Raw genomic sequence first — 17,960 nt, forward strand, 5'->3', positions numbered from 1 at the left:
GTGAGTTGTAGAAGATGAACTCGAGGATCACGCGGTGACCGCCCTGCTGTCCAGCACGACCACCCCGCTACACCACTATGAGGGACTCAACTGACTGCGGCCCACACGACGGTCGCGGGAGCGATCCCCGAAAAGATTTCCCTCGAGGGTAAGCCGAGCGCGGTCGCGCCACTGGCGTGGTCCTCGGCTAACGTCGTCCTCGCCTACCTCGCCCTGGCAGACCACGAGCCACTAGTCGCGCCGCAAAACGTTCAGTAAAACGCCCGCATTTGGTTCAATAGATAGGCCGCATTTAGTTCGATAGCGTGGTGGTCGGCGGCTCGTTTGGCCCTCATTCTCGCGGTGGGGAGCGGTTTTTCTCAGTACCGACCTACGACCGATGTTCGGCACGGCCGTGACCCCGATAATGGATGCATGAGCTTCCTGTTTGATGTCGTGGTGGACTTCGTGTCAGACATGTTTGTCTCGAAGCCAACGCAGCGGGAGCGTCGGATGCGAAAGCTGACCGCCTGCGCCGAGCCCATCCCCGTTTCTCAGCTGCCAGCGCTGACGTATGACGACGGGTCCGTCGGCGCGCTCCAACCGGGATCGATTGCGTGGGCGAAACTGCCGGGGATCGAACCCGTTCTCGTGCTTGCGCACACTGCCGAGGATGCGTGTGTCGCGCGCCTAGTGGAAGTCGCGACGCCCGGCGCAGTCAAGCTCAGCCATGCGGCGCGGTGGGAACTGTTGAAGAACCGCAACGCGGTCGACCTCAACAGTCTCTATACGCTCCCCATGAGCCAGCTGTACAGCGAAGGTAAGCGGATTCGTCGCTCCGATTTCGGACGGGTCGTCACGGCCCTCGGTCAGCGCGAGGATGGGTAGCAGATCGGTTAGTTCGCAGTTTTCGCCGCGTGCTGGCGCAGTTCGCTGATCGTCACGAAGCGGTAGCCCTTCGCCTTCAGCGAGGTGATGAACGCGTCGATCTCACTCATGAGGGCATCCGTTGGGTCACGGCGCCCATCGTGGGCGAGCACAATCATTCCCGGGGATGCGCTTGCTTCATTGCGTGCTCGAACGTCGGCGGCATGCGCGCCGGGGAAGTGGTGGGACCACAATACGGCGTCGAGACCGAGGTCGGCATAAACCCTCAGTGAGGGGGAGTCCAGGCGGCCATATGGTGGGCGGCCGAGGGTCGGTTCGGGCGCGCCGGCAGCGATGATTGCCTCGCGGGTATCGCGCAGGCGCTTGGACAGGTCGGAAAACTCTTGGTTGAGATAGTCGACATGCTGCCACTCGTGGATCCCGATCTCGTGGCCCTCGGCCGCTTCCCGTGCGATGAGTTCGGGATGTTTTTTCGCGGCCTCGCCGATGACGAAGAACGTCGCCTTCGCATCGTGTTTGGCGAGGATGTCAAGGACCGTGGGGGTCCAGCGCGGATCGGGCCCGTCGTCAAAAGTGAGGGCGACGAGTTTCTCGCTCGTTGCGACCCGGAAAACGGTGTTGACCTGCAGGCTTGTCGTCACGTCCTCGGAGCGGGGCGCAACGCGCTCACTAGGGGAGAGCTTGTGGGGGATGAGGTAGCCGATCCCGACACCGACCGCCAGGGTGAGCGCGACAGCAAGTGCGATGAGTAATCGTCGAATCGTGCGGTGTCCGGCCCCTACCATGCCTGTCAGCTTAGCGTGCAAGGATATCCGCATGGCTGCCGTCTTACGCGCGCTCGCACACGGGGCGTTGAGCGTCCTCGACTTCTTCGTCGACGGGGTGGACTGGCCGCGCCGCCGGTCAAAAGCGCTCGCCGAACTCCAGCCCACCACCACGACGGTCGCGCGCGATGAGTTACCGACACTAACCCCCGAATCAGAGCACGTCCTCGCGTTCGTTCCCGGGCTCATCGCGTGGGCGAAACTCCCCGAGCCGGAACCCGTCATCGTGCTCGCGACCCGGCCCGGCATTAGCTATCTTGGCCGTCTCGTCGACCCCCTCACCCCGTATTCGTTGCCGTTGCCGAGTGCGAAGCGGGCCCGCAAACTCAAGGGGCGCATCGCGCTGGATTTACAAGAGTTTTATTCAATCCCTGTTGCCGGCGTGACCTCGGCGATCGGGCAACAGCCGTACCTGTTTTTCGAAGGCAAGAGGATCTCGAAGGAGGATTTTGCGCTCATCGCACCCGCCCTCGGACAGGGGTGAGCAGCACTGCCTGGCGGCACAACGTGTTGAGCGGGCAGGTCACCTCCGCCAAGATCGGGCCATGACAGCGCACGCGTTCTACCGCCACCTGGGCGGCACGAGATTCGAATCGACCGAGCACGCTGAAGGGGCCTGGAACCCTGAGCAGCAGCACATGGCGGCGGCGTGCGGCCTGCTCGCCCAGGAACTCGAACGCTACGTCGCCGACACGGACGGCGACCGGCTGCCCCTGCGGTTCGCGCGCCTCGCCTTCGACATCATGGGGCAGCTGCACTCGGGCGAATTCGACGTGCTGGTCGAAACGATCCGGCCCGGCAAAACGATCGAACTCATCGAAGCGGCCATGGTGAAAGACGACCGCCGCCTCCTCGTACTGCGAGCGTGGCGGCTCGCGGTCTCCGACTCCGCCGAGATGGAAGGCTACGAGGACCTCGACATCCCGGGCCCCACGGAGTGCGAGCCGTATCCCGAGATGACGAAATGGCCGGGCGGATTCATCCGCTCGACGACCTACCGCCAGTCGGCGCGCTCCCGCCCCGGCAACGGCGTCGTGTGGATGACGACGGACGTCGACGTGTGCGAAGGCCGCGAGACCTCAACCTTCGCGCGCCTTATGGGCATGGCCGACACGACCAACGGCGTCATGCCGCGCGGGAACAAGGACGAGTGGATGTTCCCCAACGTCGATCTTACCGTCTACCTCTACCGCGAGCCCGCGGGCCAGTGGATCGGATTCGACGTCCAGCAGTCGATCGGACCCGACGGAATCGGGGTCACCTCGACAGTGTTGCACGACAAGTCCGGACCCTTCGGGCGGGCCGAGCAAATCTTGACCGTCCGGGATATGAGATCGTAACTTTTCCGTCATATTCGGGACATTTGGAGGGTTAGTCTGGCAGCTGTGAGCACTCCTATTGTGCGCGTCGCCGGCCTCCATAAAACCTATGGCCGTGGCGATGCCCAAGTCCACGCACTGCGAGGTATCGACCTCGAAATCCCGCGCGGTGAGCTCACCGCGATCATGGGTCCTTCTGGTTCCGGAAAATCCACGCTGATGCACTGCGTCGTCGGCCTCGAAAAAGCGTCCCAGGGGCGCGTCGAAATCGACGACAAGGTCGTCACCGACATGTCCCAACGCCAACTCACGCGCCTACGCCGCGATTCGATCGGCTTCATCTTCCAGGCATACAACCTCGTCCCGACCCTCAGCGCGGAAGAGAATATTTGCCTGCCGGCACGGATCGCGCGCCGACCGATCGACCGCGCGCGCTTCGAGGCGATCGTTCAGACGATGGGGCTGGCCGACCGGCTCGACCATCGGCCCGCGGAACTGTCGGGTGGCCAGCAACAGCGCGTCGCCTGCGCACGTGCTCTGCTCACGGGACCCGACGTCGTTTTCGCCGACGAACCCACCGGCAACCTCGACTCCAGCGCGAGCGAGCAACTCCTCAGCTTCATTCGCGCGAGCGTCGACGACTTCGAGCAGACCGTCGTCATGGTGACCCACGAGCCCGACGCCGCCGCCTACGCCGACCGCGTCATCTTCCTCGCCGACGGCACGATCCGCTCCGAGCTGGTCTCGCCCACCCGCGACACCGTGCTCGACGCCCTGCGAGAGCTCTAGGCCGCTATGGGAACCGTGATGTGGCGCGACATCCGCGCCCACGCCAACCGCTTCCTACTGACCGCGCTCGCCGTCATTCTCGGCGTCGCGTTCCTCGCCGGCACGCTCGGGTTGCGCGACGTGCTGCGCTCAACGCTCTCCTCGCTCATCGACGGGATCATCACCGACGGGCTCATCGTCTCCGGCCCGCTCATCGCCGAGACTGACATCGGGCAGATGCACGCCCCGATCGACCCCGCGCTCGCCACGACAATCGAGGGACTTGCCGGCGTGCAGTCCGTCCGCGCCGACTATTCGGGCCAACTCGTCGTCCTCGACAAGGAGGGAGTGCCCGCGAACCTCGCGCAGGCGCCCGCCGTCGGACTGCCCTATTCGGAGCTGGAATCATCCCTCATCAAGGGCCGCAAGCCGCATGCCGCAGATGAGGTTGTATTAGAAGAATCGACCGCCTACCGCGCGAAACTCGACGTCGGCGACCGCGTCACCGTCATCGTCGGCAGCGCCCCCAAACCCATGGTCGTTAGCGGCATCACCCGCTATAAGACGACGATGGCGGGCGCGTCCGTCGCGATGCTGCAAAAGGACGAGGGCATCAAGGTCTTCGGACACGACGGCAAAGCCGAGACCCTCACCGTGACGCTCGCCGACGGCGCCGACGACAACGCCGTAGCGGACGCGATTCGCAGCGAGCTCGGCTCCGACGTCGAGGTCCGGATCGCCTCCGATGTGCGCGACGAACAGAAAAAGACGTTTGAAGAGTTCCTCACCCTGCTCAACACGCTCATCATCGTGTTCGTGACGATCGCCCTCGCGATCGGGACGTTCATCATCGCGAACACGTTCCATATGTCGGTGCGCCAGCGCCAACGCCAGTTTGCGCTCCTGCGGGCGATTGGGGCCGCACCCGGGCACGTCTTCGCGATCGTCATCGTCCAGGCGCTCGTCATCGGGCTCATCGGCTCGGCCCTCGGCGTCCTGCTCGGGCAGGGGCTGCTCGTCGTCATCCGCGCGGAAATCGAGAAAATCGGCATGCCGCTCGCGGGCGACTTCACGCTCACGCCCGCCACCGCGACGACCGCACTCATCATCGGCATGGTCGTCACGATCGCCTCCGCCGTCGTGCCCGCCCGCCGCGCCGCACTCGTCGCTCCCATCGAAGCGATGCGCGAAACCTCCGGTGCGACCGAACCGCCGCTGCGCCTGCGCGCGGTGATCGGCGTCGTCATGCTCGCCACCGGGGTCCCGCTCGTCATCGCGGGCACCACCCGCAGCCTCGGGAGCTGGTCGCTCGGCGCCGGCGCCGCCCTCACCGTCCTCGGCCTCTTTGTCCTCGCGCCCGCGCTCATCGCCCCGGCAGTCGCAGCCCTCGGCGCGCCGCTGCGCCGCGCGAGCAGCATCTCGGGCACGCTCGCCTCCCGCTCGCTCGCGGGCGCCGCGCGCAAGACCGCGACGACGGCCTCGGCGCTCATCGTTGGAGTCGCCCTCGTCGCCGGGGGCGCGACCCTCGCCTCCTCAATCAAGGCGAGCCTCGCCTCCGCCTACGACGACATCGCCGAATTCGACCTCATGGTCCAGCCGATCGTCACGGCCTCGGACGTGACCCAAGCCGCCAGCCGGATCGCCGACGCTCCCGGCGTCGAATCGGTCCTTGGCGCGGTGCGCTACGGCTACGCGCGGATCGAGCTCGGCAGCGAGCGGACCGACGGCCAGATCGCGGCGCTCCCGCCCGCGGTCTTGCCGCCCCTCGGCGTTTCCGCCACGAGCGGCGACCTCGCCACCTATGGGCCGGGCACGGCGATCCTCGGTGAGGACTACGCCAAGGACCACGGCCTTTCCGTCGGCCAAAACATCACGCTCGCGGGGCAATCCGGCATGCGTGAGGTGAGCGTCGCCGCGATCGTGAAAACCGAGATGATGGAAGTCCAGGTCGCCGTCACCGACGAGGACTTTGCCGCGATCGGCACGCTCGAACCACTCGTCGGCCCGACCCTCGTCGCGATCGAGCAGGGCGCTGACGTCGCCACCGTCAAGAAGGACCTCACCGCGGCCCTGTCAGACCTGCACATCTACCGGGTCCTCGACCGCGCAGACATGGTCGACGCGGGCTCCACGCAGATCGATATGGCGCTCACAGTCCTGTACGCCCTGCTCGGCCTCTCGATCATCATCGCGGTCCTCGGCGTCATCAACACGCTGTCGCTGTCGGTCGCCGACCGCGTCCGCGAGATCGGCCTCCTGCAGGCCGTCGGCCTGTCTCGCGGCGGCGTGCGCGCGGTGCTCCTGCACGAATCGATCCTCACGACGATCATCGGTGCGGTCCTCGGCATCGCGCTCGGCGTCCCGCTCGCCATCGCCGTCTACATCTACATGTCCGACGGTGGCACGCTCGCGGTCACGGTCCCGTGGTGGAGCCTCGCGATTCTGCTTGTCGCCGCGTTCATCATCGGCATCCTCGCCTCGCTCATCCCCGGTCAGCGCGCCGCCCGCGTCGATATCCTCGACGCGATTCGCGCCGACTAATTTGAGACACTAGGGCCATGACTGATCGATCTACCAAGCCCAGCATTCTCGTTGTTTGCACCGGAAATATCTGCCGCTCGGCCATGGCCGACGTGATCCTCACGGACCGCGCCGCGAAGCGTGGCCTCGATGTGGTGATCGATTCGGCCGGTATTAGCGACGAGGAAGCGGGCAATCCGATCGACGATCGTGCCCAGCGCGTCCTGCGCGACGCCGGCTACGAGATCCCGTGGCATGCCGCCCGCCAGGTGAAAAGCGGCGAGCTCGCCGACTACGACCTCGTGCTCGCTATGACTGACCGTCACCGCGCAGCGCTGTATCGAATCGCCGAGCGCGACGGCGTCGGCGCCGACAATATCCGGATGTGGCGCGAATTTGATCCGAGCCTGCCCGAGGGCACGCCCGTCGGCACCGACCTCGACGTGCCCGACCCGTGGTACGGCGGACACGAGGACTTCCTCGACACGCTCGAGGTCGTCGAAGGCGCCGCGGACAACGTCCTTGATGCCGTGACGGACGCTCGCTAGAGGAAGCTCCCGATCTCCTCGAGTGCCGCCGCGCCGGTCGGTTCGCCGCCGAGCATCTCGATCTCGACGATCGGGGCGCTCACGGCCTGGCTCAACTGCTCGATATAGCCCGCTTCGGCCGCGCGGCGCTCATCCCAGCGGTCGCCAAGGCCCGCGGGCGTGCGCCGGTTGACGGCGAGCGCGCCGACGGAGATCCCGAGGCATTTCAGCGAGTTCGCGAAATCGATCGTCTCGAGCACAGGCATGCGTTCGGCGGTCAGCGCGAGGATAAAGCTCGTCGCGGATGTGTCGGACAGGATCTCGCGGAAGCGCGTGAACAGCGTGCGGCGCCGATCCAGCACCGCACGAATGTCATTGTCGTTGCGGTTAGCCGTCTTCTTGTGGCCAAGTGCTTCGGCGGATTCGGCGAGCTTCGCGGACTTTTCGCGCCGGTTAAGCAGCGCATCGGTATAGACCGCCATCATGTCGGGCAGGTGCATGAGCCGCTCGGTGTGGCCCGTCGGCGCGGTATCGAAGACGATGAGGTCGTAGTCCTCGCCGCGGTGATTGACGGTGAGCTTGGCGATGCGCTCCATGAGCGCGGACTCGTGCATGCCGGGCGCCTGGCGCACCATCGCGAGGTAGTTATCGACCTGACGCTGCAGATCCTCGGAGACGAATTTGCGCATCGTCTCGCCGACGGTCTTTAGGTGCTGCTCGGTGATCTCGGCGGGATCGAGTTCGACGCCGTGCAGGAAGCCGCCCGCACCTTCCCAGAGCGTGACCGGGCTCGGGCCGACGGCGCGGTCCCACAGATGGCCGAGGTTGTGGGCCGGGTCGGTGGAAACGACGAGGACGCGGCCGCCGTCGCGCGCGCGGGCGAGGGCGGTGGCGGAGGCAAGGGTGGTCTTTCCGACGCCGCCCTTGCCGGAAAAGAACAGGACGGCGTGGTCGCGGGCGAGATCGCGGATCGCGGGCATGGTGCTCCTAGCAGCAGCAGCTGAAGTGGTCGAAGGGGGAGTCCTCGAGGCCGAGGCGGGTGTGCCACTCGTGGAAGTCCTCGCGCAGGTAGGGCCACAGTTCGGCAGTCTCATAGGCCATCGGGTTGGGGATGCCGAGCGCTTCGCCGAGGACGACGAGCATGAAAAAGTCGTCCTCCTCGCGGGCCGCGCGCGCCATCGTCGAGCGGTAGGCGGCGTAGTAGTACTCGTTCAGCCCAGCCTTGAACGCGCGCCAGCGCTCTTTCAGGCTCTTCGCTTCGGTCCGCAGGGATCCGGCGGGGATGCGTTCCTCGCCGTCGATGAACACCGCGTCGTGGCGGGAGGGGGTCGTGGGCTCGGACATGAGACTCCTAGGGGGTGAGCGGCCGGCCGCGAGGCGACCGGCCGCTCAGTTACCGGGGGATTTAGATGTCGTGTCCGACCGGTTCGGGCGCACGCACTTCCGCGTCCGGGTCGCCCGCCGCGCGGGCCCCGACCATCGCGCGCACCGATTCGAGGGTGACGACGAGGGCGCAGACGAGGATGATGATATCGAGGACGAGGAGCAGCCAGTTGCCGTCCTTGTAGAACGTGCCCAGCTGCACCACGAGGGCGAGCACCGACATCGCGAGCACGATCGTGAACGGGATCAGCGCGTACAGTGCTGGGCGGCGCTTGCGTAGCAGGATCACGGTGATGATCGCGAGCGAGAGCGAGGCCATGAGCTGGTTCGTCGTGCCGAACAGCGGCCAGATGATCATGCCGCCTTCACCGTCGGCGCCGGCGACGAACGACAGGCCGATGCAAACGACGAGGACGATGACCGTGGCTGAGACGCGACGCAGCTTCACTCCGATGAGCTCGCCCGCCTCCTGGACGACGAAGCGTTGCAGGCGCACTCCGGTGTCCATCGTGGTCGCGGCGAACAGGACGGCCATGGTCGCGAGCACGGTCGCGGACAGCGAATGCGGGACGTGCAGCGCGGCCTCCATAATGGCGCCGCCGCCGTCCACGAACGCGTTCACGCCGCCCTTACCGAACGCGGAGTAGACCTCGCGCCACTGGGCCAGCGACTGGAAGCCGGCCGTCGTCGCGATGATCGCGCCAAGGGCGAGCAGGCCTTCACCGACCGCGCCGAAGTAGCCGACGAAGCGGGCGTCGGTTTCCTTATTGAGCTGCTTGGAGCTCGTACCGGAGGCGACCATGCCGTGGAAGCCAGACAGCGCGCCGCACGCGATGGTGACAAACAGCAGCGGCACGATCGGCGGCGTGCCTTCCGGCACGGCGTCGTTGATCGCGGGCGCGACGACCGTCGGCATCGTGAACAGCACTGAGGCGTACAGCAGGCCGAGGCCGACGAACAGCTGCAGGCCGTTGATGTAGTCGCGCGGCTGGAGCAGCACCCACACGGGCAGCATCGAGGCGATGCCGGCGTACAGGAACAGCAGGACGATCCAAAACGCCTTGGCGGACAGGCCAAGAACGGTCTCGGGCAGAACGACGGGGACCTGGTCGCCGAGGATGATCAGACCATACAGCGCAACGACACCGACGATGGAGACGAGCGGCAGCGACCACTTCAGGCGGTAGATTGCCTGGCCGACGAGGACGGCGACGACGAGCGCGCCCCAGGTCGGGATAACGGCCGAGGGAGTACCGACGAGCAGCCCCGCAATCACGACCGCGAACGCGGCATTGACCATGAGCAGCAGCAGGAAGATGACGACGAGAAACAGGACGCGGCCGCGAGCACCGATATAGCGGCCCGAAAGCGAACCGATCGACTTGCCCTTGTTGCGCACCGACGCCCACAGGACCCCGAGGTCGTGCATGCCGGCGAAGAATACGGTGCCGAGCGTGACCCACAGGAAGGCGGGCAGCCAGCCCCAGATCACGGCGATGGCGGGACCGACGATCGGGGCGGCGCCCGCGACCGAGGTGAAGTGATGGCCCCACAAGACGAGCTTGTTCGTCGGGACGTGGTCGATGCCGTCTTGGAATTCGTGTGCGGGGGTGACAAACGATTCCTCGAGTTTCAGCACCTTCGTGCTGATGAACTTCGAATAGAAGAAGTATCCGAGCAGCATCATGCCGACGCCGATGAGGGCGAGGACGATTGAGTTCATAGGGGACTCCGTTTTTCCGGGCAGTGTGATGTATCCCCTAAGCTAGCCCATTGTGTGGCGCAGGCGACATTGCGCCCATCAGTTGTTGCCGAATTGTGTCCTAGGAGCTCGTTACCGGCGGTTTATCGGACCACGGGAAGACGATCCAGTCGTCGGTGCGTTTCCACGCGTAGTTCGGCGTGATGATCGAACGGGGCTTGTGGTAGATGACTGCGCTCTTGACCTCGACGCCCTCGAATTCGGAGAGCATGTCCATGACTTTGGCGAGCGTCTTGCCCGAATCAGCGACATCGTCGACGACGAGGATCTTCTTTCCAGGCAGATCCGAGGTGTCCATGATCGGGTCGAGCAGCAGTGGCTCGTCGAGCGTTTCGTTGACGTCGGTATAAAACTCGACGTTCATCGTGCCCATCGCTTTGACCCCGAGCGCGTAGGACACGGCGCCAGCGGGCAGCAGCCCACCGCGCGCGACCGCGACGACGAGGTCGGGACGCCAGTTGTCGTCCACGATCATTTGAGCGAGATCCCGGGCAGAATCCCCGAAACGCTCCCAGGTGAGAATTTCGCGAGTAATGTCGTCGTGGCTGGAGGCGCCGTCGTCAAAAGCAGTCATGGCCTAATTCTAGGGGCTTGGCGTCAACGTACGGAAGATCACCCAACTCGGACAAACGGTCAGCTTGAAAGTCCTAGAATGTTCCTGTTTGACTCAGTTCGGTCAATCCGTAACGACGACAGGACGCCGATGTCTTCACCGTTCCCACCTTCCGAATCCACCCCCTCGTCTGAACCGTTCAGCGAGATCGAGGCGCCCGAGCTGGCCGAAAAGCCGCTGGTGACGCCCGAGGAGAAACAAAACCCGAAGATCGTCAACCGCTCCTGGGTCATCTCCCTATTCGGCACGGCCGTTGGCGCGGGTGTGCTCTTCCTGCCGATCAACGCGGGTGCTGGCGGTGTCTGGCCGTTGCTCATCGTCACGTTGCTCATCGGCCCCATGACCTACTTCTCGCACCGAGCCCTGGCCCGGTTCGTCTGTGTCTCACCGCGCAAGGGCGAAGACATCACTCTCGTTGCCGCCGACTACTTCGGTGACGTGGCCGGCAAGGTCATCACCGTGCTCTACTTCTTCGCGATCTACCCAATCGTGCTGATCTACGGCGTGGGCATCACGAACACGCTCGACTCCCTCATCGTCAACCAGCTGGGTGGCCCGCAGATCCCGCGCGTGATCCTATCCGGCGTGGCAATCACGCTGCTCATGATCGTTATGCTCGTGGGCCAGCGGATCATGCTCATCGTCACGCAGGTGCTCGTCTACCCGCTCATCGCGCTGCTGTTCGGCATCTCGCTCTACCTCATCCCCTCGTGGTCGCTGTCCGGCCTCAAGTCGCCCACCGATTTCGGCGGCATGATGTTCGCGGTCTGGCTCGTCATCCCCGTGCTGGTGTTCGCGTTCAACCACTCGCCCGCGATCTCGCAGTTCTCGCTCGCGATGCAGCGCACACACGGCGAGGCCGCCGCGGAGAACGCGTCGAAGGTCCTCATCCGCACGGCTGCCCTGCTGGTCGGCTTCACGATGTTCTTCGTCTGGTCCTGCGTGCTGGCGCTCGGCAGCGACGGACTTGCCGCTGCCCGAGAGGCGAACCTGCCGGTGCTCTCGCACCTCGCGAACGTGCACGGCACGCCGATCATCGCCTACCTCGGCCCGGCCATCGCGATCGCCGCGATCGGCTCGTCCTTCTTCGGCCACTACCTCGGCGCGGCTGAGGGCGCGGCCGGTATCGTCCGCACCGTCGCCCCGAAGGCCACCGCCGCCATGGGCAACAAGAAGCTGTCGCTGTACATCGCCGCCTTCATGTTCCTCACGACGTGGGCCGCGGCCATCATCAACCCGTCGATCCTCGGCCTGATCGAGTCCCTGTCGGGCCCGGTCATCGCCTCGATCCTCTACCTCATGCCGATGTATGCGATCTACCAGGTCGACGCCCTGAAGCCCTACCGCAAGCAGGCGTCGAACATCTTCGTCATCATCGCCGGTATCGTGGCAGTCTCGGGCGTGGCGTTCTCGCTGTTCCGTTAACGATCCGCCCGCACAATCCGGGCAAGGCGGCGCGCGACTGGCGACAGTCGGGCGCCGCTTTTCGTAACCATTCGAAGGCTACGATGCAGGCCAAGTGTCGTCTCGATCGCGCGGAATTCCCCGGCCGCGACCTGGTCGCGGACCGTCAGCTCGGGCACGACCGCGAGCGAACCGTGGCGCACTGCCTGCAGGATCGCCGCAGCGCTGGAAACCTGGGGGAGGCGCGCGGGCAGGCGCACGTCCTCGCGCAAACACGCTTCGGCGAGCACTTCTCGCGTGCCCGAGCCTTCCTCGCGGATGACGAGCGGCAGTTCGATCAGTGCGCGCGCCGAGATCGGGCCCGCGGGCAGCTCGGGCGGGTCGACGGCACGGCAGATCAGGACGAGGTCATCGTCGGTGATCGTCCACGCCGACAGCTCGGTCGGGGGATAGGGGCCCTCGATAAAACCGACCTCGGCCTCGCCTGCTGTCACGAGCGCCTCAACGCGGCGGGAGTTCGTCACGGTCACCGAGATGTCGTGCGGTGAGCCCATGAGCGCGAGCCAGGCCGGCAACAGGTTTTCTGCGACGGTGAGGGACGCGGCGATCTGGACCCGCTCGGCCGGGGTAGCGTTGTTCGACGCGAGTGCGGCGAAACTATCGTCGGCGGCATCGAGGGCAAGCAGGGCGCGGCGCGCCGAGCGGGCCAGCCGGAACGCTGCCGGCCGGGGGGAAAATCCCGTGGTCGTGCGCACAATGAGCGGCTGCCCGCACTCGCGTTCGAGGTCGGCAAGGCGGGCGGAGATCAGCGGTTGGGAGACGCCGAGTTCGCGCGCAATTGCGGTAAGAGAGGGGGAGCTGTCGAGACATTCGAGGATCTCGAGATCGCGGCGAGAAAGCGTCGTCATAATAAAACCTTATAGCCCAGCGGCGTTTTCTGATCGACGGGAGCGCGCACCGCAGGAACAATGGCCGGGTGACGACTGAAGACCCCCGCACTGTCTCCGCCTCCCGCGGGCACCGCGCCCGCGTCTGGATCACCGGCTTCCCGAAGCTCCTGCCCGGCATCGCGATCGCGGCGCTCGCGGCCGGCATCGCCTATGCCGTGAACTTCGCCGTGCCGCTGCTGTCAGCCCTGCTGGTCGCGATCATCCTCGGCGTCATCTTGCGCAACACGGGAGTGATCCCCGCCGCGGCCGAGCCCGGCTTTGCCTTCGTCGGGCGCACCGTGTTGCGCCTCGGTGTCGTCCTGCTCGGCCTGCGCCTATCGATCCCGCAGGTGCTGGCGCTCGGCTGGGGCGTCATCGGCGTCATCATCGTGACCGTCGCCGCGACCTACGCCGTCGGCCTGCTGCTCGGCCGAGCGATGAAGATCTCGCATGCGACAACGGTCCTCACCGCCACCGGCACCGCGATCTGTGGCGCTGCCGCCGTCGCCGCCATGAGCTCCGTCGTCGGACGCGGCTCAAAGGACAACGACACCGACGAGGCCGCGGCCACTGCGATCGCATCCGTGACGCTCTTCGGCACCGTCGCGCTGCTCGCGCTCCCGCCGCTCGCCGCGCTGCTGTCGCTCGCTCCCACCGAGACAGGTGTGTGGGTCGGTGCCGCCGTGCACGAGGTCGGCCAGGTCGTCGCCGGCGCCGGAATCGCCGCCTCGAACGTCACGGATTCGGCCGCCGCGAGCACGCTCGTCGATACCGCCGTCGTCACGAAACTCGGCCGTGTCGCCATGTTGGCCCCGCTCGTCGCACTCGTCGGCGCGCTCGAAAACCGGCGCGCCGAGCGCAAGCGTGAGGAACAGATCGCGGCCGCCGAAGTCGATGACGTCGTCGCCGGAAGGCCAGTCGACCACACGCAGGTAGCCGATAAGCGCCCGCCGATCATGCCGTTGTTCGTTGCCGGCTTCCTCGTCATGGTCATCCTCCGCTCCGTGACGAACCTGCCGGGCGGTTTCCTCCACGCCGCCGACATCACCGCAACGATCTTGCTCACCTGCGCGATGGTAGCGATGGGCGCCGGCGTGCGACTGAAGAAGCTCGTCACCTCCGGTGCGAGGGCGCTCGGCCTAGGCGCGATCCTCGGCGTCCTTGCCGTGGTCATCTCGCTGCTCGGAGTTTTCGTCCTCGTCTAGGCGTTGCGGGTCATGACGTTACCGTCACCGGGGTGGGGATGAGAGAACGGGTCCCCGACCGGCACGATGGTGGTGTGTAAGTAACCGCCGTGCGGGAGGAGTCCCCGGAGATTTGTCGGCTATGGTGGGCAAACGGCGAAGACGCTCGACGGGGTCCTCGCCGGGATCGTTTCGGACGGGATCTTTCACGCCGATCTGCACCCGGGAAATGTTTTTCTTTCGACAACAGGCGAGATCGGGCTCATCGACTTCGGTTCGGTGGGCCGACTCGATTCGATCTCGCGATGTAACCTCGGCCTGCTGCTGTGGGCGATCGACTCCGGTGACCCGATGCTCGCCACCGACGCGCTCCTGGAACTCGCCGACGCCCCGGACGGGGTCGACGAGCGAGCGCTGCGTCGCAGCGTCGGATTGCTCATTACGCGCGCAACTCGCGGCCGCGATGCGCTCACTCGGGGGGCTCGAAGGCACGCTCATGATCCTCGACCCGGCCCTCGACCTCGTCGCCGCCGCACGAAAGTCTGGCCGCGCCGCGGCGCCCGAGCTCACGCCCGAACGAGCAAAGGAGGAACTCCTGACGCGAGCCGTCCGGTTCCTGCCGCTGCTCGAAAACCTGCCACATCGCCTCGATCAGATCAGCGCCGACCTCGAATCCGGGCGCTTCACTATCAACACGCGGATGGTGTCGGAAGCCTCGGATCGCCGATTCATTCGCGGGGTCGTCCAGCTCGGCGTCGGCTCGCTCTTAAGCTTTGCGGGATTCATCCTGGCGCTGCGCGCGGTCGCGCATGTCTTCCGCGATTCACTGCCCTGAGGAGGCGGCCCAAAGTCCCGATAAAAAGCGGTCCCGATCACATATCCTGGCCAATGTGATCACCATTGCTGCACCCCGTGAGCCAGCGCCGGAAACGCGGGTAGCGCTCGTACCCGAGACCGTAGCCGCGCTGACGCGAGCGGGACACTCCGTCATTATCGAAACCCACGCCGGGCTCGCCGCCGGGCACACCGACGCCGACTATGAGCGCGCCGGGGCCAGCGTCGTTCCCGGTATCGACCTTGCCGCGATCGACGTGCTCGCCCACGTCACCCCGCTGCCGCCCGAAGCGATTGCCCGGCTGCGGCGCGGAGCCGTGACAATCGGGCTCATGGCGCCGTTCACCGACGAACGCCTCGCCGCCCTGACCGAAGCGGGCGTCACCGCCCTCGCGTTCGAGAAAGTCCCGCGCACCTCGCGCGCCCAGGCGATGGACGTGCTGTCCTCGCAGGCGCTCGCGGCCGGTTACCGCTGCGTGCTCGAGGCCGCGATCCGGCTGCCGCGCTTCTTCCCGCTCGCGATGACCGCGGCCGGGACGGTGCCGCCGGCGAAGGTCGTCGTACTCGGCATCGGCGTCGCCGGACTGCAGGCGATCGCGACCGCCAAACGCCTCGGCGCGAACGTCGCCGCGAATGACATCCGGCCCTCCTCGGCCGAAGAGGCCCGCTCGGTGGGCGCGACGTTCATCGACGTCGGCCTCGATACCTCCGAGGGCACCGGCACGGGGGGCTATGCCCGCGCGCTCGGCGACGACTCCGCAGCCCGCCAGCAGGCGGCGCTCGCGCCCCATATCGCCGACGCCGACGTCCTCATCACGACCGCGGGCGTGCCGGGGCAGGCGGCACCGCGCCTCGCAACGGCTGAAATGGTCGCCGCAATGCGGCCTGGCAGCGTCGTCGTCGACATGCTCGCGGCCTCCGGCGGCAACGTCGAAGGCTCCTTGCCCGGCCAGGACGTCAAGGTCGCTTCCTCGCGCGGCGATGGCGAGATCACGATCGTCGGCCTGACCGTACCTGCGGCTGATCTGCCCGCCGACGCGTCGCGCCTGTATGCGAAGAACGTCCAGAACATGGTGAACCTGCTTGACACTGACGATGGCTTCGCGGTGATTTTCGACGACGACATCCTCGAAGGCGCCGCAATCACGCATGACGGGGCAAACCGCCTCGAACCCGCGCCGCAGCCCGCGCCGCAGGAGCCCGCGGCGGAAGCCGAGGCCCCGAGGGAAGGAGACGAGAAGTGATCACGATCCTCACGCTGTTCGTCCTCGCCGCCTTTGTCGGCGTCGAGGTGGTCTCGAAGGTGTCCTCGACGCTGCATACGCCGCTCATGAGTGGCGCGAACGCGATCCACGGCATCATTCTCGTCGGCGCGATCCTCGTGACCGCGCATTCGCCGAACATCGGGCTGACGATCCTCGGGTTTATCGCCGTGCTGCTCGCAACGATCAACCTCGTCGGCGGGTTCGTCATCACCGACCGCATGCTCGAGATGTTTAGCGCGAAGAACGCTCCCAAGCAGCCGAGCAGCGAAGGGGGCGCGAAGTGAAGCTCCTCAGCTACGACGTCGCTGCTCTCCTCTACCTCGTTGCCGCGGTCTGCTTCATCCTCGCGCTGAAGGGCCTGTCGAGCCCGCGCCACGCGCGGCGAGGCAACCTCATCGGCGCCTCCGGCGGCGCACTCGCCGTCGTCACCGCGCTGCTGTCCACCGACTTCCATGGCGCGAACCTGCCCGTCGTCCTCGTGGCGATCGTGCTCGGCTGCATCATCGCGGTGCCGTGGGCGCGCATGGTCAAGATGACTGACCTGCCCCAGCTTGTCGCGATCTTCAACGGCGTCGGCGGCGGCGCCGCGGCCGTCGTCGGGATCATGGAACTCACCGAGTGGGGCGGCGCGACCTCGCTGTTTGCCACGAGCGCGACGGCGTTCGCGATCCTCATCGGTTCGCTGTCGTTCGCGGGTTCGATGCTGACGTTCGCAAAGCTCCAGGGCATCATGACGGGCCGGCCGATCGTGCTGCCGTACGCCGCGATCATCATGCTCGGCACGATGGCGATCAGCGCCGCGCTCGCCGTTGTCACGGCGATGACCGGCAACGTGTGGTGGGGCCTCGGCCTGCTGCTCGCGGGCCTCGCCTCGGGTGTGCTTACGGTGCTTCCCGTCGGTGGCGCCGATGTCCCGATCGTCATCTCGCTGCTCAACGCGTTCACCGGCCTCGCCGTCGCTGCCTCCGGCTTCGCGATGCCGAACACGCTCATGCTCGTCGCCGGTACCCTCGTCGGTGCGTCCGGCTCGATCCTCACGATCGCGATGGCCAACGCCATGGGCCGCTCCGTGCTCGGGATCCTGTTCGGTGCGCTGAAGGGTGGCTCGACCGCGGGCTCGACGCAGGCTTCCGATCGTCCAGTCCGTCGCGCTCAGCCCGATGATGTGGCGATCGCCCTGGCCTACGCGTCCCGCGTCGTCGTCGTGCCCGGCTACGGCCTCGCCGTCGCCCAGGCACAGCACACGTGCGCAGAGCTCGTCACCGCCCTGCGCGAGCGGGGCGTCGACGCCGTCTACGGCATCCACCCCGTCGCCGGCCGCATGCCCGGCCACATGAACGTCCTGCTCGCCGAGGCGAATGTGCCCTACGAGCTGCTCATTGAGGCCGACGACATCAATGCTGCGATGCCGTCCACCGATGTCGTCCTCGTCGTCGGTGCCAACGACGTCGTTAACCCGGCCGCGCGCACCGATCCGTCGGCGCCTATCTACGGCATGCCGATCATCAACGCAGACCATGCAGGCCAGGTGTTCTTCCTCAAGCGTTCGATGCGCCCGGGCTTCGCGGGCATCGAAAACGAGCTGCTGTTCTCCGACAAGACGCAATTGCTCTTCGGCGACGCTAAGGAGTCCCTCGGCGCGGTTGTGGCCGCGCTCAAGGAGGTGTAGGTGTATGAGGTCATGACGTTGTCTACACGTTCGTGGACTCGGCTGGCCGGTGGCTGATCTGCACAGGCGGTATGAGGCCGATGATAGTTGTA

At 66.2% G+C, this 17,960-nt stretch carries 18 protein-coding genes and 1 pseudogene; 13 read left to right on the forward strand and 6 right to left on the reverse strand.

What is annotated here, in order from left to right; genetic code table 11:
• The first annotated feature begins 414 nt into the window (after window positions 1-414).
• Window positions 415-867 carry a hypothetical protein gene (locus BSZ39_RS09115; protein WP_073717028.1) on the forward strand — a complete coding sequence of 151 codons (453 nt, stop codon included), beginning with the start codon at window positions 415-417 and terminating at the stop codon, window positions 865-867.
• A gap of 8 nt (window positions 868-875) precedes the next feature.
• Here the strand turns inward: BSZ39_RS09115 and BSZ39_RS09120 are convergent, their stop codons facing one another.
• The gene (locus BSZ39_RS09120; protein ID WP_083603154.1) at window positions 876-1,652 is read right to left on the reverse strand and encodes a polysaccharide deacetylase family protein; all 777 of its coding nucleotides are present in this window, start codon (window positions 1,650-1,652) and stop codon (window positions 876-878) included.
• A 31-nt stretch (window positions 1,653-1,683) separates the two neighbouring features.
• On the opposite strand from BSZ39_RS09120, the gene BSZ39_RS09125 reads away from it, so the two are divergent.
• The 5 genes from BSZ39_RS09125 to BSZ39_RS09145 all read left to right on the forward strand — a co-directional run bounded on the left by BSZ39_RS09125 (window position 1,684) and on the right by BSZ39_RS09145 (window position 6,846).
• Complete coding sequence (locus BSZ39_RS09125; RefSeq protein ID WP_073717029.1) at window positions 1,684-2,175, forward strand: hypothetical protein; 492 nt, start codon at window positions 1,684-1,686, stop codon at window positions 2,173-2,175.
• A 61-nt stretch (window positions 2,176-2,236) separates the two neighbouring features.
• Complete coding sequence (locus BSZ39_RS09130) at window positions 2,237-3,031, forward strand: thioesterase family protein (protein ID WP_073717030.1); 795 nt, start codon at window positions 2,237-2,239, stop codon at window positions 3,029-3,031.
• A gap of 45 nt (window positions 3,032-3,076) precedes the next feature.
• On the forward strand, window positions 3,077-3,799 hold the full coding sequence (locus BSZ39_RS09135; RefSeq protein ID WP_245792482.1) for an ABC transporter ATP-binding protein: 723 nt from the start codon (window positions 3,077-3,079) through the stop codon (window positions 3,797-3,799).
• 6 nt (window positions 3,800-3,805) lie between these two features.
• Window positions 3,806-6,319: an ABC transporter permease gene (locus tag BSZ39_RS09140; protein ID WP_073717032.1), complete on the forward strand. Its 2,514-nt coding sequence runs from the start codon at window positions 3,806-3,808 to the stop codon at window positions 6,317-6,319.
• A gap of 17 nt (window positions 6,320-6,336) precedes the next feature.
• A complete protein-coding gene (locus BSZ39_RS09145; protein ID WP_073717033.1) occupies window positions 6,337-6,846 on the forward strand; it encodes a low molecular weight protein-tyrosine-phosphatase in 510 nt (169 codons plus the stop codon).
• Here BSZ39_RS09145 and BSZ39_RS09150 read toward each other — a convergent pair.
• From BSZ39_RS09150 to BSZ39_RS09165, 4 genes are all read right to left on the reverse strand, one after another.
• A complete protein-coding gene (locus tag BSZ39_RS09150; RefSeq protein WP_073717034.1) occupies window positions 6,843-7,805 on the reverse strand; it encodes an ArsA family ATPase in 963 nt (320 codons plus the stop codon). The two genes, BSZ39_RS09145 and BSZ39_RS09150, sit on opposite strands and share 4 nt — an antisense overlap.
• A 7-nt stretch (window positions 7,806-7,812) precedes the next feature.
• The gene (locus BSZ39_RS09155; protein WP_222842918.1) at window positions 7,813-8,169 is read right to left on the reverse strand and encodes a cory-CC-star protein; all 357 of its coding nucleotides are present in this window, start codon (window positions 8,167-8,169) and stop codon (window positions 7,813-7,815) included.
• A 61-nt stretch (window positions 8,170-8,230) separates the two neighbouring features.
• Window positions 8,231-9,931, reverse strand: a complete 1,701-nt coding sequence (locus BSZ39_RS09160) for a carbon starvation CstA family protein (RefSeq protein ID WP_073717035.1) — start codon at window positions 9,929-9,931, stop codon at window positions 8,231-8,233.
• A gap of 100 nt (window positions 9,932-10,031) precedes the next feature.
• Window positions 10,032-10,544, reverse strand: a complete 513-nt coding sequence (locus BSZ39_RS09165; RefSeq protein ID WP_073717036.1) for a phosphoribosyltransferase — start codon at window positions 10,542-10,544, stop codon at window positions 10,032-10,034.
• Window positions 10,545-10,673: 129 nt separating this feature from the next.
• Here BSZ39_RS09165 and BSZ39_RS09170 point away from each other — a divergent pair, with 129 nt between their 5' ends.
• Window positions 10,674-12,008, forward strand: coding sequence for an aromatic amino acid transport family protein (locus BSZ39_RS09170; RefSeq protein WP_143180468.1), 1,335 nt, complete (start codon window positions 10,674-10,676; stop codon window positions 12,006-12,008).
• Here BSZ39_RS09170 and BSZ39_RS09175 read toward each other — a convergent pair.
• Complete coding sequence (locus tag BSZ39_RS09175; RefSeq protein ID WP_073717037.1) at window positions 12,005-12,895, reverse strand: LysR family transcriptional regulator; 891 nt, start codon at window positions 12,893-12,895, stop codon at window positions 12,005-12,007. The two genes, BSZ39_RS09170 and BSZ39_RS09175, sit on opposite strands and share 4 nt — an antisense overlap.
• Before the next feature lie 68 nt (window positions 12,896-12,963).
• Here BSZ39_RS09175 and BSZ39_RS09180 point away from each other — a divergent pair, with 68 nt between their 5' ends.
• From BSZ39_RS09180 to BSZ39_RS09200, 6 genes and pseudogenes are all read left to right on the forward strand, one after another.
• Entirely contained in the window at window positions 12,964-14,121 is a 1,158-nt protein-coding gene (locus BSZ39_RS09180; protein WP_245792483.1) for a YeiH family protein, read from the forward strand.
• A gap of 165 nt (window positions 14,122-14,286) precedes the next feature.
• A pseudogene (locus BSZ39_RS14920) lies at window positions 14,287-14,424 on the forward strand (AarF/UbiB family protein); the annotation flags it as partial.
• Between the two features lie 139 nt (window positions 14,425-14,563).
• Entirely contained in the window at window positions 14,564-14,935 is a 372-nt protein-coding gene (locus tag BSZ39_RS14645; RefSeq protein WP_073717038.1) for a hypothetical protein, read from the forward strand.
• A 55-nt stretch (window positions 14,936-14,990) separates the two neighbouring features.
• A complete protein-coding gene (locus BSZ39_RS09190; protein WP_222842919.1) occupies window positions 14,991-16,178 on the forward strand; it encodes an NAD(P) transhydrogenase subunit alpha in 1,188 nt (395 codons plus the stop codon).
• Window positions 16,175-16,483 (forward strand): NAD(P) transhydrogenase subunit alpha part 2, encoded by a 309-nt coding sequence (locus BSZ39_RS09195; RefSeq protein ID WP_073717039.1) that lies wholly within the window; start codon window positions 16,175-16,177, stop codon window positions 16,481-16,483. Before BSZ39_RS09190 ends, BSZ39_RS09195 begins: the two co-directional genes overlap by 4 nt.
• The gene (locus tag BSZ39_RS09200; protein WP_073717040.1) at window positions 16,480-17,868 is read left to right on the forward strand and encodes an NAD(P)(+) transhydrogenase (Re/Si-specific) subunit beta; all 1,389 of its coding nucleotides are present in this window, start codon (window positions 16,480-16,482) and stop codon (window positions 17,866-17,868) included. Before BSZ39_RS09195 ends, BSZ39_RS09200 begins: the two co-directional genes overlap by 4 nt.
• Window positions 17,869-17,960 lie beyond the last annotated feature (92 nt).

The sequence above is a fragment of the Bowdeniella nasicola genome, assembly GCF_001907295.1.
GTDB classification, from domain to species: Bacteria; Actinomycetota; Actinomycetes; order Actinomycetales; family Actinomycetaceae; genus Bowdeniella; species Bowdeniella nasicola.